Here is a 15,511-nt window from a genome sequence, read left to right as displayed (position 1 = left end):
CCCGCCGGACGTCTGCCGGTCCGTTGCCCGGGACATAGAGGAGGCCCCCTGGTCAGCGGTGACGCCGACCAGGGGGCCTGTGCGGGGATCAGGGCTGCGTCAGCCGTCGGACTCCGGCGACGGGAGGTAGGCGCCCGGTACGTCGTCCGGCGTGAGAATCTTGCTCTCGCCGGGGTACGGCTTCTTCCAGTCGTGCGTCTGGTACCACGTGAAGTGGTTCATCTGCGCGGGGTTCGCGAAGTCGGGTACGGCGTTCGGGCCGGTCAGCCGCTGGTGCGACTTCCAGTCCTCCCACTTCGCCGCGACCGCCCGCTCGTCCGCCGGCACCTTCGCCGACGGCACCGCGGCCGCACTGGGGTCCTGGGGCGCCGGGGTGTCCACGCCGCAGGCAGGCGGGGTCGACAGGCCCGTGGTCAGCGAGGTCCGGTTGGGCAGCGCCTTGAACGGTGTGTAGTCCGGGTGCTGGGTGAACGCCCCACGCATCGGGGTGGCCGCGCTGTCCTTCTGGTTCATCGGGTGGATGCCGAGGATCTGCTCGATGGTCCGGATCATCGTGATCTGGGTGTAGTAGTGGTTGTCGACGGTGCCGTGCCGGGCCCAGGGGCTGATGATCTGGATCGGGGCGCGGTGGCCGTCGACGTGGTCGAGGCCGGCCTGGGAGTCGTCCTCGACGACGAAGATCGCCGAGTCCTTCCAGTACTTGCTGTGCGAGATCTCGTCGACGATCCTGCCGGTCGCGAGGTCGTTGTCCGCGACCTGGGAGGCGGCGTTCGCCGGGCCACCGGTGTGGTCGCTGGAGAGCCAGAACATGTTCAGGTTCGCCGGCCCGTTCTTCTCGAAGTCACGCTTCCAGATCTGCTCCCGGTAGATGTCCGGGATGCTGGTGTCGAACTTCGGGAAGCCGTGCACCGACACGTCGTTGAGGGACGGGATCGGCGAGGACGAGTTCAGGGTGTAGGCGGTGTCCTGCCCGGTCGCGTCCATGTTCTTGGCGTCGCAGTACAGGTTCTGCCAGGTCGCGCCCGACGGTTTGGTCAGGAACTGCTGGAACTCGCCGAAGTCCCGTACGGACCTGCCGGCCGCCTGGGCGCCGGTCCAGAGGAACCCGGTCCGCTGGTGGCCGAGTGCGTCGTCCTCGGTGTCGTAACTGCGTGCGTACTCACCGGCAGAGGACTCGGTGTACTCCGGATCGTCGGCCTGCATCAGCCAGTTGTGGCCCTCGGCGGAGTTCGTGCCGATGTCGTACATGTTGTCGTACAGCCCGAACTGCTGGGCCAGCGCGTGCTGGTTCGGCGTCACGTTCTCGCCGAACTCCGCCAGCGACGGATCGCCGTTGCCCTGCGGCATGTCGCCGAGGACCTGGTCGTAGGTCCGGTTCTCCTTGACGATCAGGAAGACGTGCTTGATCGTCGAGAGGTCGCCGAGCCGCGCGGGGACCGACACCGGCTTCACCGTGCTCTTGCCGTCGGTCGGCGCGACCGAGCCGGCGTTCCAGCCGTTCTGCTGGAAGACCTTGGCCGTCTCGGACTTGATGACGCTGTCGTCCGGCAGTGTGAAGCGCTGCAGGCTCGAGGTCGTGTCGTGGGTGCCGTGCCCGGCGCTGTTGGTGGGGCGGCGGGCGTCGACACCACGGGTGTTGGAGACCAGCACCTGGTTGCCGACGGTAGCGATCTCCGCGGGGAAGTAGTCCGTCGGGAGCAGGCCGACGTAACTGACCGGCTCCTGCGGGCTCGTGTACCGGTAGACGGCGACCGCGTTGGCGCGGCCGAGCGTCACCAGCAGGTGGCCGTCGTCGGTGAGCGTCACCGCGTCGGGCTCGTAGCCCACGGACGCCTCCGGCCACGGCTGGGTGGCGATGGTCTGCACGACCTTGTCGTCGGCGGTGTTGATGACCGACACGTCGTTGGTGGCGGTGTTGGTGACGAACAGCGCGCCCTTCTTGGCGTACAGCGCGGTCGGGTGCAGGCCGACGTTGATGCTTGCGACGGCGGCGGACGGGTTCGCCAGGTCGATGACGCTGACCGTGCCGGTGGTGGTGGCGGCGGTCACCGGGCTGGCCGGCACCTGGGTGCCGTACGAGTTGATGGTGGTGTCGCCGGGCTTCGCCGGGCGCCCGCCCTCATTGCTGACGTAGAGCTTGGATCCGACCTCGACCATGTCACGCGGGGCGTTGCCCACGGCCCAGCTCTGCTCGATGGTCCCGGTCGCCGTGTCGATGGCGACCACTCGGTTCTGGCCGTTGACGGCGGAGTACACGGTGGAGCCGTCGGGCGAGAACACCGCCTCGCCCACCAGAGCGTGCTTGGCCCCGTCCGCCGGGATCTTGACGGCCGTCGGGTCGGCGACGCCGCCGTCCGGGTTCACGGTGAACTTGGTGTAGCCGTCGGTCTGGCCCAGCCACAGCTGCTTGCCGTCGGGTGAGTACGTTGGGCCTTCCTGGCCCACGTCATTGCCGCTGATGCGCGGGTTCGACGACGCGGAGTTGCCGACGAGCTGCTGCACCTTCCAGTTCTTCAGGTCCACGATGGACAGCGCCGCCCCGCCGTCGGTGACCGAGGCCGCGAGGTGGGTGCCGTCCGGGCTGACCGAGGACGACATGATCTTGCCGTTGTCGACGACGAGGTGGTCGCCGTACGGGGCGATGTACTGGTCGCTGGAGATGACCTGGCCATGATCGGTGACCTGGCCGACCTGGTCGGTGCCGAACTGGGTCGTCTGGGCGAATGCGGTGCCGGCGGCGACGAGGGCGACAGCGGTGGTGCCCGTCGTCAGCAGGGGTATCCGGCGGCCGAGGCGTCTGCCGAGAAATCCGGAACGCTCCTTCTCGACACGCCTGCGGCGGCGTGTTACCTGCATGGAGTTATCCCTTCGGGGGTGGGGTGGAGAGCAGTTCGACGTTGCTGTCGAACTGCCAGAGCGGGTTCGGTGCGTCCCCGATCGGGGTCCGCACCAGGAAGTAGCCGTTCACTTCCTTAGGTCCGTCGCCATCGGCGACGAACCGCCCGTCCGCGGTGACGTCGAGCTGGTAGACGGCCTGCCCTGTGGCCTCGACACCGGGGAGATGCCAGGAGACGACGCAGCGCCAGTCGTTGCCCGGTCCCTCGGCGGCGAGCCGGCCGGCGCCCTTGTCGCACGCGGCCGTGGCCCGCAGCTGCGCCTCGGTGACGTCGGGGCGGTTGAGCTGCTCGGTCTGCAAGCGGTAGAGGTGGGCGAAGGCCGTGGCGACCGACCGCTGCACCTTGTCCTGCTGGATTCCGGAACCCGTGGACGGGGTCGCCACGGTGACGACCGTGACCGTGAGGGCGACCAGTGCGGCCAGCGGCAGGAGTCCGGTGGTGACAGCGCGGCGTCCGGAGCCGTCGTAGGTCGGGTTGGTGAAGTCGCGCCGCAGGAAGAGCACGTAAGCCAGCGCGGTCGCGAGCACGGCCCACGCCAGGCTGACAACGATGCCGATCAGGAGCGGGCCGAGCTGCATGGGGCTGGTGAACAGACCGTTCCAGGCGATGAAGGCGTAGCTGGGCAGGGCGAGGCGTACGGCGACGGGCAGCGGAAGCATCTGGGCGAGCTGCATCGCGAGCGCGACGAGCGCGGGCAGCAGCAGTCCCATCGGGGACCGTCCCAGCGCGACCGACCCGAGCAGTCCGATCGCGGCGAGGGCCAGGGTCGGGGCGAGCACACAGACCCAGGCGAGGAGGACCTTTCCGGCGGCGTCCGACGGCGCCAGCAGGTGGCCGTCGAGGCCGGCCAGCGGCTGGTCGCCGACCGCCACGACCCCGCCGACCGTGCTGGAACAGGCCAGCCCCGCTACGAGCAGCAGGATGACGCTGAGGCTGGCCAGTGCCTTCGCCGCGAAGATCCGTCGAGGGGAGCGGACCGCCACGAGCAGGTGGCGCCAGGTACCGAGCCGGTCCTCGGAGGCGAACACGTCACCGGCGACCACCGAGGTCAGCAGCGGGAGCGCCCAGGTGCCCGCGAAACCGAGCATCACCAGCGGTCCGGCCCACCCCGTGGCGTGCATCCAGCGACCGAAGAGGGTGTCGGTGGGGAGCGTGCTCTGCCGGCTCACCACGGCGACGAAGAGCGCCGGTGCGATCCAGCAGGCGAGGACCAGCAAGCGGATCCGCCATTGTGAAACCAGCTTCACCAGCTCGAAGCGGTAGCCGCGCGGCACGGAGACCCGACTGGCAACGGCAGCCTGGTCGTTGACTACGGTCGCGGTCATCTGCCGGCCTCCTGATGCTGCTCGTGCTGCTCGTGCTGCTCGGTGAGGGCGAGGAACGCGGCCTCGAGCGGCGACACCACGGGGGTGAGTTCGCGCACCGCGACGCCGGCGCCTACGAGCCGCACCACCAGTTCGTCGAGGGCGGGCACGAGCGCGCGCACGACGAGCACGTTGGCGTCGTGCCGTGTCACGGCGTCGTCGACGACGCGGATCCCGGCCGTGTCGTCAGCCACCCGCCGGGCGGCCTTCGGGTCGGAGGTGAGCAACCGGTAGGCGAGTTCACGGTTTTCGGCGGCCAGCTTGGTCAACGGGCCGGAGAAGACGACCCGTCCGGTGGCGAGGATGGTGACCTCGGAGCACAGCGCCCCGAGGTCGTCCATGCGATGGCTCGAGAGCACGACGCTGGTTCCGTCCGCCGCGAGCCGGGTGAGGACACCGTGTACGTGTTTTGTGCCGGCCGGGTCGAGGCCGTTGGCAGGTTCGTCGAGCACGAGCAGCCGGGGCTCTGTGAGCAGGGCGGCGGCGAGCCCGAGCCGCTGGCGCATGCCGAGGGAGAATCCGCGGGTCCGGTCGTCGGCGACATCGATGAGCCCGACCTGGTCGAGCACGTCGTCGATTCCCGCTGTCCGCGCGTCGCTGCCGCGAAGAGCGGCCAGCGCGGCGAGATTCTGCCTGGCCGTGAGCGAGGGGTAGAGTCCGGGCCCGTCCACGAAGCCGGCGACACCGCCGGGAGCGGCGAGCGCCCGCCCGACCCGCGTACCCAGGATCTCGAGGCGGCCGCTGTCGGCGACGGCCAGGCCCAGCAGGAGGCCGAGCAAGGTCGTCTTGCCTGCGCCGTTCGGTCCGACCAAGCCGTGGATCTGCCCCTGCGTCACATCCAGATCGATGCCGTCGAGTGCGACGACGTCGCCGAAACACTTGGTGATCCCGCGAGCCCGGATTGCGAGGAGTGCGTCCATGAGTCCCTTCCTTCACGACCGTGAAGGAACCTAGACGCGGCACACACCCCGGGCAGGGACCGCTGGTTGAACGTCCACAGAACGGATCGTCAAGGCATCGGCAAGTCCGTGTGTACGGAGTAAAAACGGCATCACGGCATGCTGTCGTGCCGGATGTCCTTGCGAGAGGCGGCCAGGTAGCCGACGAAGCCGAGGATGGCCACCGTCCACGACAACGTGACCGGCCCGAGGCCTAGTGCCCCGACAGGCAACGTTCGCCCCGTCGCGACGCCCGGCACGCTCCCCCACTGCCCTAAAGGCGTGGGAGGTGCCCCCACTCGCCGCACCGGCCGAAAGCCCAAGTACGTCCGGTCCATCGACGGAGCCTTCCGGCCGGCACGCCGAGAGCACGCACCGGACGCCGCTCCTCAACGGGCAAACGTTGCCTGCCGGGGCACTAGGTTCAGTCCGCCTCGGTCGTGGCTCACGGCCATCCAGTCGGCGACGGAGGCACCGAGCGGGCGCGTGACGACGTACGCCGCCCAGAACGCGGTCACCGCGTTCAGGCCGCCCCGGCGGTGGGCGACGGCAGGGACGGCGATCGCGGCGGCGTACAGGACGGCGGAGCCCAGGTAGCCGAGGCCGATGGTGGCCGTCAGATCCCCCGCGGCGGTGCCCAGCGCGAACGTGGCCAGCACGGCGGCCCAGTAGAAGCTCTCGCGGCGCCGGGTGTGGATGCTGTGGATGGACAGGGTGCGCTCGCTGCGGTGCCAGAGGGCGAAAACGACGGCGAGCGCGGCCATGAAGAACGGGGTCGAGAGCGTGTACGGCACACCGAGGCCGACGTGCAGGACGTCCGCGGCCATCGTGCCGAACACGCTGACCATGACGATCGCCGTCCAGTAGATCCAGGCCACGTACCGGCGGGCGGCGAACTGCACGGCCAGGGCGGCCACCAGGGCGACTGCGCCGAGGCCGACGGCGGGGATCGGGCCGAGCCAGTGGGCGAGGAAGTCGGAGGCGGTCTCGCCCATGCCGGTCGTCAGCACCTTGATGATCCAGAAGTAGACGGTCACCTCCGGCACCTTGCTCGCCGCGTGCCGTACGGGGCCCGTGGGCCGGTCGTGCGTGAGGTGATCTGTCGTCATGGCAGGCACGATGGCATGGTGCCTGGCGGTTGCCCCAGACCCCTTTGCCAGAGTTTTGGCGGTTCTGGGGCTCGAAGTTGCCCGAGGCTGGTCCGGGCCTGGACGCGACCCGAACACGGTGGCCGACGACGGTCAGTTGGCGATTCGGTAGCGGTGTTCGGGCCGGCCCGTGGCCCCGTAGCGGAGTTCGAGCCGGACCATGCCTTCCTTGACGAGGTAGGACAGGTACCGCTGGGCCGTGGCGCGGGAGACGCCGGTGAGTTCGGCGGCCTCGGCGGCGGACAGGTCGCTGTGGGCGGTGCGGAGGATCTGGTGCAGGAGGGCGAGGGTCGGTGCGGAGTGGCCCTTGGCCGGCACCCGGGGGACGGCGGGCGGACGGGCGGCACTGAAGAGGGCGTCCACGTCGGCCTGGTCGGTTTCCGGGATCGAGCCGAGGACGTCCATGCGGTGCTGGAGTTCGCGGTAGGCCAGGAGCCGCTTGGCCAGGTCGGCGGAGCCGAAGGGTTTGACCAGGTACCCCACGGCGCCGAGCTTCATGGCGATCCGCACCGAGGTGATGTCCCGGTCGGCGGTGATCATGATGGCGTCGGGGCGGTCGCCGCCCTCGTCCCCGCTGAGCTGTCGCAGCACGTCGAGTCCGCTGCCGTCCGGCAGGAAGACGTCGAGCAGCAGCAGGTCGGGGCGCAGGGTGTGGACCGCGTCCAGCGCCTGAGCCACGGTGGCCGCCTCGGCGACCACCTCGAAGCCCTCGACACGGGACACGTAGTCGCTGTGGATGTGGCTCACCCGGAAGTCGTCGTCCACCACCAGAGTCCGGATCATCCTAGGTCACCTCCCGCCGGCAGGGCCGTGGTGAACAGGGCTCCCCGCGGCGCGGGGGTGACGTCCGGCAGGGGCAGTACGACGGTGAAGACCGCGCCCGGGCCCTCGGAGACCGTGATGGTGCCGCCGTGGCGCTGCACCAGCCGGTGGACGAGGGCCAGGCCCAGGCCGCGCCGGGCGGTGCCCCGGTCCGGCCGGGTGGACCAGCCGTCCTCGAAGACGGCGTCGGCGGCGCCCGGCGGGATTCCCGCACCGCTGTCCGCCACCCGCACGGTCATCTCGTCGATGTCCTCGAGCAGCGAAAGCCGCACCTCACGGCCACTCTCCGGGCGCGGCCCGTCGGCCGCCGCGTCGATCGCGTTGTCCAGCAGGTTGCCGACGACGGTCAGCAGCCGGCGCAGATGCGGCGGGTCCTCGCCGAGTGCGGAGTCGTCGCTCAGCACGAGCCGGACCCCGCGTTCCGCGGCGACGGTGGTCTTGGCCACGATCAGCCCGACCATCAGAGGGTCGCCGATGCGCCGGCGTACGGACTCGGTGAGTGCCTGCTCGGCGCCGGCCGTCTCGACGGCGAACTCGAAGGCGGCGTCGTGATCGCCGATGTCCAAAAGTCCGGCCACCGTGTGCATGCGATTGGTGAACTCGTGCTGCTGGGCGCGCAGTGCGTCGGTCAGGCCGCGCACCGAGTCCAGTTCCCGCAGCAGGCCGACCAGTTCGGTGCGGTCGCGGACGGTGACCACGGCGCCCAGTTCCCGGCCTCGCAGCGCGACCGGCATCCGGTTGACGACCAGGCAGTGGTCGTCGGTCAGCACACTGAGGTCGGTGCCGGTCAGGGAGCCGTCCAGGGCGCGGCGCAGCCGCCCGTCCGGCAGGACGTCCTCCAGCCTGTCGCCGAGCGCGGTGCCGAGGCCGAGCAGGTGGCGGGCCTCGTCGTTGACCACGGTGATCCTGCCGTCGGGGTCGAAGGCGATCACCCCCTCGCGGATGCCGTGGAGCATCGCCTCGCGGTCCTGGAGCAGCCCGGTGATCTCCTCCAACTCCAGTCCGAAGGTCGTCCGCTTCAACCGCCTGGCCAGCAAGAACGCGGCCGTTGAACCAAGAGCGACGGCAATCGCGGCGTACAGGCCGAAGGTGGGCAGCTCCCGCCACAGCTCACCGAGGACGTCGCGCTCCGGGAGGCCCGCCGACACCTCGCCGACCAGCGTGCCGGTGGGCCCGTACAGCGGCGCCTGGCCGTTGGCGGAGCGTCCGGTGGCGCCCTGGTCGATGCCGACGTGCGGACGTCCGTCCCGTGCCGCGAGCGGGTCGGTCACGGTCTTGCCGATCAGCGCCGGCATGGGGTGCGAGTAGCGGATGCCGTGCAGGTCGGTCACGACCACGTACGACGCCCCCGCCGCGGTGCGGATCCGTTCGGCGACGGTCTGGACCACGTCGCCGCCGCCGCCGTACTCCATGGCCTGCTGGATCTGCGGTTCGGCGGCCGTGGTCTGGGCGATGGCCAGTGCGCGCTGTTCGTAGGCGCGATCGAGCTCGGCCCGCTGCGCGACGGCGAACAGCACGAAGCCGATGACGCCGGTGAGCGCGAGGATGACCAGCTGGTTGGCCAGGATCCGCGCGGAGAGCCTCCCCGCCCCGCCGCGGCCGATCCGGATTCGGATGGATATCACAGGTGCGTTCGCCCCTGTCGTACATGTGCCGGGCAGGCCCCTGCGCCGTACCCGTGGTGGCGTGATTGTGCCTGCCTGCGGACATTCTGCCCAGCCCCCTGATCGCTGAGCAGAACGCGCAGAACCCCATTCAACGTGGGAAACCCGCGCAACCTTCGGAAGTCTCGCCGCGCCTCGGCCACAGGCCTACGTTCTCGTCACCCGCCGGAAACATCGGCGCAACCTTCTTTTTCCGACACCTTCCCAAGGCGGTGCGATGCAGTGACCGAATCAGTGACCGGTGCGGCTCCGGCGATCGAGCTGCGCCAGGCGACCAAACGGTTCCGCACCCCGTCAGGCGGGGTCTACACCGCGCTGCGCGACCTCGACATGACGGTGGCCCCCGGCGAGTTCTGCGCGGTGGTCGGCCCGACCGGCTGCGGCAAGTCGACCACTCTCTCGCTGATCTCCGGGCTGGAACAGGTGAACGCGGGACGGACCCTGATCCACGGCGAACCGGTCACCGGGACCGACCCCCGGGTCGGCTTCATGTTCCAGACCGACGCCGTCTTCCCGTGGAAGTCGGTGCTGGACAACGTGGCGGCCGGCCCGCAGTTCCGCGGCACACCGAAGAAGGAGGCCGTCCCCAAGGCGCGGGACTGGCTGCGCCGGGTCGGCCTGTCCGGCTTCGAGGACCGGCTGCCACACCAGCTGTCCGGCGGCATGCGCAAGCGGGTGGCGCTGGCCCAGACGCTGATCAACGAGCCCGAGATCCTGCTGATGGACGAGCCGTTCTCCGCGCTCGACGTGCAGACCCGGCAGATCGTCCAGGACGAGTTGCTGTCCCTGTGGGAACTGACCCGCCCGGCCGTCGTCTTCGTCACCCACGACCTGGAGGAGGCCATCGCGCTCGCCGACAAGGTCGTGGTCCTCACCGTCGGCCCCGGCACGGTCAAGGACACCTTCCCCGTCGACCTGCCCCGCCCCCGCACGGTCCAGGAGATCCGCTTCGACCCGCACTTCATCGAGATCTACGAGCAGATCTGGGAGACCCTCCGCGACGAGGTCACCCTCGCCTACGCCCGCACAGCAGGCGCCAAGACCACTCCCGCCCCCACCTCGGTCTAGGAGACCCGCGATGACCGACCTGCTCATCAATGGGGACCCCGGCCCCGCCGCTCCCCCGCTCCCCGCCGACGAGGCCGCGCTGATCCGCAGCGCGAGGACCCGCACGCGCCGCCGCCGGCTGCTCACCCTGCTCGCGCAGATCGGGCTGGTCGTGCTGGTGCTCGGCGGCTGGCAGCTCGGCGCCTCCAGCGGCTCGCTCGACAAGTTCACCTACGGCTCCCCCGACGGCGTCGTCCAGCAGCTGAAGACCTGGTTCACCGACGGCACCTCGCTCGGCTCCATCTGGCACAACATCGGCGTCACGATGCAGGAGACCGTCCTCGGCTTCCTCATCGGCACCGTCGCCGGAGTCGTCCTGGGGATCGCCCTGGGCCGGATCCGGGCGCTGGCGGACGTGATGGCACCGTTCATCAAGGCGGCCAACTCCATCCCGCGCATCGTGCTCGGCTCGATGTTCATCATCTGGTTCGGCCTCGGCCCGTCCGGCAAGGTCGCGCTCGCCGTGGTGCTGGTCTTCTTCTCGGTCTTCTTCAACGCCTTCCAGGGCACCCGCGAGGTCGACCGCAACCTGATCGCCAACGCCCGCATCCTGGGCGCCTCCGAATGGCGGGTGACCTCCCAGGTCGTCCTGCCCTCGGCGATGACCTGGATCGTCGCCTCCCTCCACGCCGCCTTCGGCTTCGCGCTCATCGGCGCCATCGTCGGCGAGATGCTCGGCGCCCAGGCCGGTCTCGGCCAGCTGATCGCCCAGGCCCAGGGCAACTTCAACGCCGACGGCGTCTACGCCGGAACCCTGATCATCGCCGTGCTCGCCCTGATCGCCGAGTTCCTCGTGACCCGCTTCGAGAAGAAGGTGCTGCGCTGGCGGCCCACTCAGCTGTCGGCCGACAGCGGCCTGTAGTCACCCTCCCGGCCTTCACCACGCACACCGCACACGACACACCACAAAGGAGACCAGCGATGAAGCTGGCCAAGAACACCCTGATCCCCGCCGCCGCCTGCGCGGCCCTGGCCCTCACCCTCACCGCCTGCGCCGGTGGGTCGAGCACCCAGTCCGCCGCCAAGGGATCCGATGGAACGCCCACCGTCAGAATCATGGTCGGCGGCCTGGACAAGCAGATCTACCTGCCGGTGATGCTGGCCCAGAAGCTCGGCTACTACAAGGCGCAGGGCATCAATGTGAAGCTCTCCGACGAACCCGCCGGCGTCGAGGCCGAGACCGCCATGATCTCCGGCCAGATCGACGCGGTCGTCGGCTTCTACGACCACAACATCGACCTGCAGTCCAAGGGGAAGTCCACCGAGTCCGTGGTCCAACTGCTCCAAGCGCCCGGCGAGGTGGAGATGGTCCGCAGCAACGAGGCCTCGAGCATCAAGAGCCCGGCCGACTTCTCCGGCAAGCACCTCGGCGTGACCGGCCTCGGCTCCTCCACCAACTTCCTCACCGAGTACCTGGCGACCAAGAACGGCGTCAAGCCGGGCAAGGCCACCTCCGTCGCCGTCGGCGCGGGCTCCACCTTCGTCGCCGCCATGCAGAACAAGCAGATCGACGCCGGCATGACCACCGAACCCACCATCTCCATGCTGGAGCAGAAGAAGCTGGCCCAGCCGCTGATCGACATGCGCACCGCGGCCGGCGCCAAAGCGGCACTGGGCGGCACATACCCGGCGTCCTGCCTCTACATGACCACGGAGTACGTCCAGAAGAACCCTGCCACCGTGCAGAAGCTCGTCAACGCCTACGTCGAGACGCTCAAGTGGATCCAGACCCACACCGCCGCCCAGATCGCCGACAAGATGCCGGCCGACTACTACTCGGGCGTCGGCAAGGACGTCTACACCAAGGCGTTGCAGAACGAGAAGGGCATGTACTCACCGACCGGCCTGATGCCCTCCGACGGCGCCAAGACGGTCCTGAAGGTCCTCTCCGCCTTCGACCCCACGGTCAAGGGCCACACCGTCGACCTGTCCAAGACCTACACCGACGACTTCGTCAACAAGGCCAAGTGACACCTGCGTCCCTCGTCTCCGGGTGCCCCCCGCCCGCTCCGGGACGAGGGACGTCCGACACCGTCCCGCCGCCGCTCATCCGGCGGCCGCCAGCAGGGCCGTACGGCTGTCCAGGGCTTCGGAGAACTGGTCGAGGACCTGCGCGAGGGCCTCGGCCGGGCCCGGCGCGACGGTCAGGGTGCCGTCGTCGCCCACCACGATGTCCGTGTCGAGCGTGAACCAGCCCTGGACGATGTGCGCGGCGCCCATGGAGCTGAGCACCGGGCGCAGCGCGTAGTCGATCGCCAGGACGTGGGCCGTGGTCCCGCCGGTCGCCAGCGGAAGGACGGTCTTGCCGAGCAGGCCGTACTGCGGCAGCAGGTCCAGCAGGGACTTCAGCAGCCCGGAATAGGCGGCCTTGTAGACGGGCGTGCCGATCACCACCCCGTCGGCCCGGGCGAACAGTTCGGTCGCCTCGACGATCGCCGGGTGCCGGAAGTCGGCGCCGAGGAGGGCCTCGGCGGGCAGGGTGCGGACGTCCAGCGGGATCACCTCGTGCCCCTGGGCCGTCAGCCGCCGGTCCAGGTGGCGCAGCAGCCTGGCGGTACGAGAGGTGGCGGAGGGGCTTCCGGAGACGGACAGGACGGTGGCCATGGTGGACCCTTCGAGAGCGTGAGGTTTTCGTGGGGCTGGTGCGGGACCGCGTACCGCGGCGGACGGCGGCCCCGCACCCCGCGACGGCTACTTGTTGGTCTTGGGCAGGCCGGGCGGGTTGATCTCCGACTTGGTCACGGCCTCGCTGGACAGCCCCCAGCGCTTCAGCACCTTGGCGTACGTCCCGTTCTCGATGACATGGTTGATCGCGTCGGCGAGCGGCTTGGCCAGTCCGTTGCCCTTCTTGGTGGTGGCCGCGATGAGGCCCTGGAGGGAGGAGCCCGCGCCGGAGTAGGTGCCGACGACCTCGGTCCTCCCTGTGGTGGCCGCGTGGTAGGCGGCGGTCGGGTTGGGGCCGAGGTAGAGGTCGATGCGGCCGGACTGGAGGGCGAGGTAGGTGTCGCTGTCGTTCTGGTAGTACTTGATGTCCACCGGCTTGCGGCCGGCCTTCTCGTTCTCCTTGCTCCACTCGATCAGCAGCTTCTCCTGGTTGGTGCCGCTGCTCACGGCGACGGTCTTGCCCGCCACGTCCTCGGGTCCGGTGACCTTGAAACCGCTGCCCTTCTTCGCCTCGAAGCCCAGGTTGTCCTCGCGGTAGGTGGCGAAGTCGTACTTCTCCTTGCGCTCCTCGGTGACGGTGATGTTGCTGAGGCCGACGTCGTACTTGGCGCTGTCCAGGCCGACGAAGATGTTCTCCCAGGAGACCGGGTTGAGGTGCGGCTTGAGGCCCAGCACGTCGGCGACCAGAAAGGCGAGGTCGGGCTCGACGCCGATGACCGTCTTGTTGTCGGTGGCGTAGAAGATCAGCGGCGCGGCGGAGCCGGACGAGTCGACGATCTCCAGCGTGCCTCTCTTGCGGATCTTCTCCGGGACCTCGGCGGCGATGGAGTCGACCTTGCCAGTGGTGACGCGGTCCTGGTCCGGGCTGATGTTGATCTTCGTCTTGCCGCCCGACTTGGCCGCGACCTCGGTCGTGCCGCCGTCGGAGGGGTTGCTGCACGCGGCGAGGACGAGGGCGGCGGTCAGTCCCAGCGCGGCGGCGGTCGTGCGGCGGGCGATCGAGGGGGACATGGTCGTGCTCCTTGCGTGGGTTGCGTGGGTTGTGTGGGAAACCGGGGTGAGAGCCGGTCAAACGGGGGTGAGAGCCGGTCAGAGGACCTTGGAGAGGAAGGCGCGGGTGCGCTCGTGCCGCGGGGCGTCCAGCACGGCCGCGGGCCGCCCCTGCTCCACGACCACACCGTCGTCCATGAACACCACGGTGTCGGCGACCTCGCGGGCGAAGCCGATCTCGTGGGTCACGACGATCATGGTGGTTCCCGTGCCGGCCAAGTCCTTGATGACGTCGAGGACTTCGCCGACCAGTTCCGGATCGAGCGCCGAGGTGGGCTCGTCGAAGAGCAGCACCTTGGGTTCGAGGGCGAGTGCGCGGGCGATGGCCACGCGCTGCTGCTGGCCGCCGGAGAGCTGCCGCGGGTAGGCGTCGGTCTTGTCGGCGAGTCCGACCCGCTCCAGCAGTCGGCGGGCGGTCTCCTCCGCCTCCTTGCGCGGCCGGCGCAGCGCGGAGACGGGCGCCTCGACGAGGTTGTCCAGCACGGTCAGATGGGGGAAGAGGTTGAAGTTCTGGAAGACGAACCCGATGTTGGTGCGCTGCTTCAGAACGTCCTTCTCCTTCAGCTCGTGCAGCTTGTCCCCGGAGCGGCGGTAGCCGATGAGCTCACCGTCGATGCTGATCCAGCCGCTGTTGACCTTCTCCAGGTGGTTGATCGTGCGCAACAGCGTGGACTTCCCGGAGCCGGACGGGCCGAGGATCACCGTGACCTGGCCGGCGCGGACCTGGAGGTCGACGCCGCGCAGCACCTCCAGCGGGCCGAAGCTCTTGTGGACGCCGTGGACGTCCACCATCACGTCACTCATCGGCTGTCTCCCAGGGTCTTGAGGGGCGTGACGGGCTGGTTGCGTTGGGCCGCCGCCGCGCGCAGGTTGCGGACGAAGCGCCGGACGCGCTGGAGCGGGGTGGGCGGCGGGGTGCGGTTGGCGCCCCGGGCGTAGCGGCGCTCCACGTAGTACTGGGCGACCGACAGCAAGGAGGTCAGTACGACGTACCAGGCGGTGGCGACCAGCAGCAGCGGGATCACCCTGCCGTTGCGGCCGTAGATGACCTGCACCTGGTAGAAGAGCTCGCCGATGGACATCACGTAGACCACCGAGGTGCCCTTGAGCAGGCCGATGATCTCGTTGCCGGCCGTGGGCAGGATGGCGCGCATGGCCTGCGGCAGCACGATGCGCCGGATCTGCCGCAGCCGGGGGATGCCCAGTGCGGCGGCCGCCTCCAGCTGTCCGTGGTCGACGGAGATGACGCCGCCGCGCACGATCTCGGCGGCGTAGGCGGCCTGGTGCAGCGTCAGCCCGATGATGGCGGCGCCGATGGTGCCGATGAGGCTGTTGCTGTCGACGGACCAGAACACCGGCCCGAAGGGGATGCCGACGCCCAACCTCTCGTACAACGCGCTCAGGTTGAACCAGAACACCAGCTGGACGATCATCGGGATGGACCGGAAGATCCAGATGTAGGTCCAGGCGACGGTCTGCAGCACCGGGCTGCGCGACAGCCGCATGAAGGCCAGCACGGTGCCGAGGAGGAAGCCCAGCACGGTGGCGTAGGCGGTGAGCTGGAGGGTGACCCACACCGCCTGGACGATCGTCTCGGACAGGACGTAGTCGCTGAAGACGCCCCACTCCCAGACCGGGTTGGTGGCCAGACCGTGCGCGAACTGGGCGACCAGCACGATCACGGCGACGGCCGCCGCCCAGCGGGCGTAGTGGCGGGCGGGGACGACCTTGAGCGAGGCCGGGTCGTCCGGGGCGGGCGGGGCCCCGGGGTCGGTGCCCGGGGAGGCCGCGCCGGGTGGCGCGGAGGCGGAATCGGTGGTGAGTCCCATCGTGGCGTTCCTGCTCACTCGTTACGTG

At 69.6% G+C, this 15,511-nt stretch carries 13 protein-coding genes; 3 read left to right on the top strand and 10 right to left on the bottom strand.

Annotation, left to right across the window (positions count from 1 at the left end):
• Positions 1–99: 99 nt before the first annotated feature.
• The 6 genes from Q4V64_RS41470 to Q4V64_RS41445 all read right to left on the bottom strand — a co-directional run bounded on the left by Q4V64_RS41470 (position 100) and on the right by Q4V64_RS41445 (position 8,794).
• The gene (locus Q4V64_RS41470) at positions 100–2,856 is read right to left on the bottom strand and encodes a bifunctional YncE family protein/alkaline phosphatase family protein (RefSeq protein ID WP_124438245.1); all 2,757 of its coding nucleotides are present in this window, start codon (positions 2,854–2,856) and stop codon (positions 100–102) included.
• A 4-nt stretch (positions 2,857–2,860) separates the two neighbouring features.
• The gene (locus Q4V64_RS41465) at positions 2,861–4,222 is read right to left on the bottom strand and encodes an ABC transporter permease (protein WP_124438246.1); all 1,362 of its coding nucleotides are present in this window, start codon (positions 4,220–4,222) and stop codon (positions 2,861–2,863) included.
• Positions 4,219–5,181, bottom strand: a complete 963-nt coding sequence (locus tag Q4V64_RS41460; protein ID WP_124438247.1) for an ABC transporter ATP-binding protein — start codon at positions 5,179–5,181, stop codon at positions 4,219–4,221. The genes Q4V64_RS41465 and Q4V64_RS41460 overlap by 4 nt, the downstream gene beginning before the upstream one ends.
• 407 nt (positions 5,182–5,588) lie before the next feature.
• Positions 5,589–6,308 (bottom strand): hypothetical protein, encoded by a 720-nt coding sequence (locus Q4V64_RS41455; RefSeq protein ID WP_124438248.1) that lies wholly within the window; start codon positions 6,306–6,308, stop codon positions 5,589–5,591.
• 132 nt (positions 6,309–6,440) lie between these two features.
• Positions 6,441–7,130 (bottom strand): response regulator, encoded by a 690-nt coding sequence (locus Q4V64_RS41450; protein ID WP_124438249.1) that lies wholly within the window; start codon positions 7,128–7,130, stop codon positions 6,441–6,443.
• Positions 7,127–8,794: a sensor histidine kinase gene (locus tag Q4V64_RS41445; RefSeq protein WP_301184477.1), complete on the bottom strand. Its 1,668-nt coding sequence runs from the start codon at positions 8,792–8,794 to the stop codon at positions 7,127–7,129. Before Q4V64_RS41445 ends, Q4V64_RS41450 begins: the two co-directional genes overlap by 4 nt.
• Before the next feature lie 261 nt (positions 8,795–9,055).
• On the opposite strand from Q4V64_RS41445, the gene Q4V64_RS41440 reads away from it, so the two are divergent.
• From Q4V64_RS41440 to Q4V64_RS41430, 3 genes are read left to right on the top strand one after another with little or no spacing between them, the layout of a single operon-like run.
• Entirely contained in the window at positions 9,056–9,901 is an 846-nt protein-coding gene (locus Q4V64_RS41440) for an ABC transporter ATP-binding protein (RefSeq protein ID WP_124438251.1), read from the top strand.
• 10 nt (positions 9,902–9,911) lie between these two features.
• Positions 9,912–10,802: an ABC transporter permease gene (locus tag Q4V64_RS41435; RefSeq protein WP_124438252.1), complete on the top strand. Its 891-nt coding sequence runs from the start codon at positions 9,912–9,914 to the stop codon at positions 10,800–10,802.
• Positions 10,803–10,861: 59 nt separating this feature from the next.
• Positions 10,862–11,911, top strand: coding sequence for an ABC transporter substrate-binding protein (locus Q4V64_RS41430; protein ID WP_124438253.1), 1,050 nt, complete (start codon positions 10,862–10,864; stop codon positions 11,909–11,911).
• A gap of 75 nt (positions 11,912–11,986) precedes the next feature.
• Here Q4V64_RS41430 and ssuE read toward each other — a convergent pair whose 3' ends face one another.
• The 4 genes from ssuE to Q4V64_RS41410 all read right to left on the bottom strand — a co-directional run bounded on the left by ssuE (position 11,987) and on the right by Q4V64_RS41410 (position 15,483).
• Complete coding sequence (ssuE, locus tag Q4V64_RS41425; RefSeq protein ID WP_124438254.1) at positions 11,987–12,544, bottom strand: NADPH-dependent FMN reductase; 558 nt, start codon at positions 12,542–12,544, stop codon at positions 11,987–11,989.
• Positions 12,545–12,631: 87 nt separating this feature from the next.
• Complete coding sequence (locus Q4V64_RS41420) at positions 12,632–13,615, bottom strand: ABC transporter substrate-binding protein (protein WP_124438255.1); 984 nt, start codon at positions 13,613–13,615, stop codon at positions 12,632–12,634.
• Positions 13,616–13,693: 78 nt separating this feature from the next.
• Positions 13,694–14,458: an amino acid ABC transporter ATP-binding protein gene (locus Q4V64_RS41415; RefSeq protein WP_124438256.1), complete on the bottom strand. Its 765-nt coding sequence runs from the start codon at positions 14,456–14,458 to the stop codon at positions 13,694–13,696.
• Entirely contained in the window at positions 14,455–15,483 is a 1,029-nt protein-coding gene (locus Q4V64_RS41410; protein WP_124438257.1) for an amino acid ABC transporter permease, read from the bottom strand. Before Q4V64_RS41410 ends, Q4V64_RS41415 begins: the two co-directional genes overlap by 4 nt.
• Between the last annotated feature and the right edge of the window lie 28 nt (positions 15,484–15,511).

The organism is Streptomyces sp. NL15-2K (genome assembly GCF_030551255.1).
Classification (GTDB): Bacteria; Actinomycetota; Actinomycetes; order Streptomycetales; family Streptomycetaceae; genus Streptomyces.
This window is presented reverse-complemented; position numbering and strand designations above follow the sequence as displayed.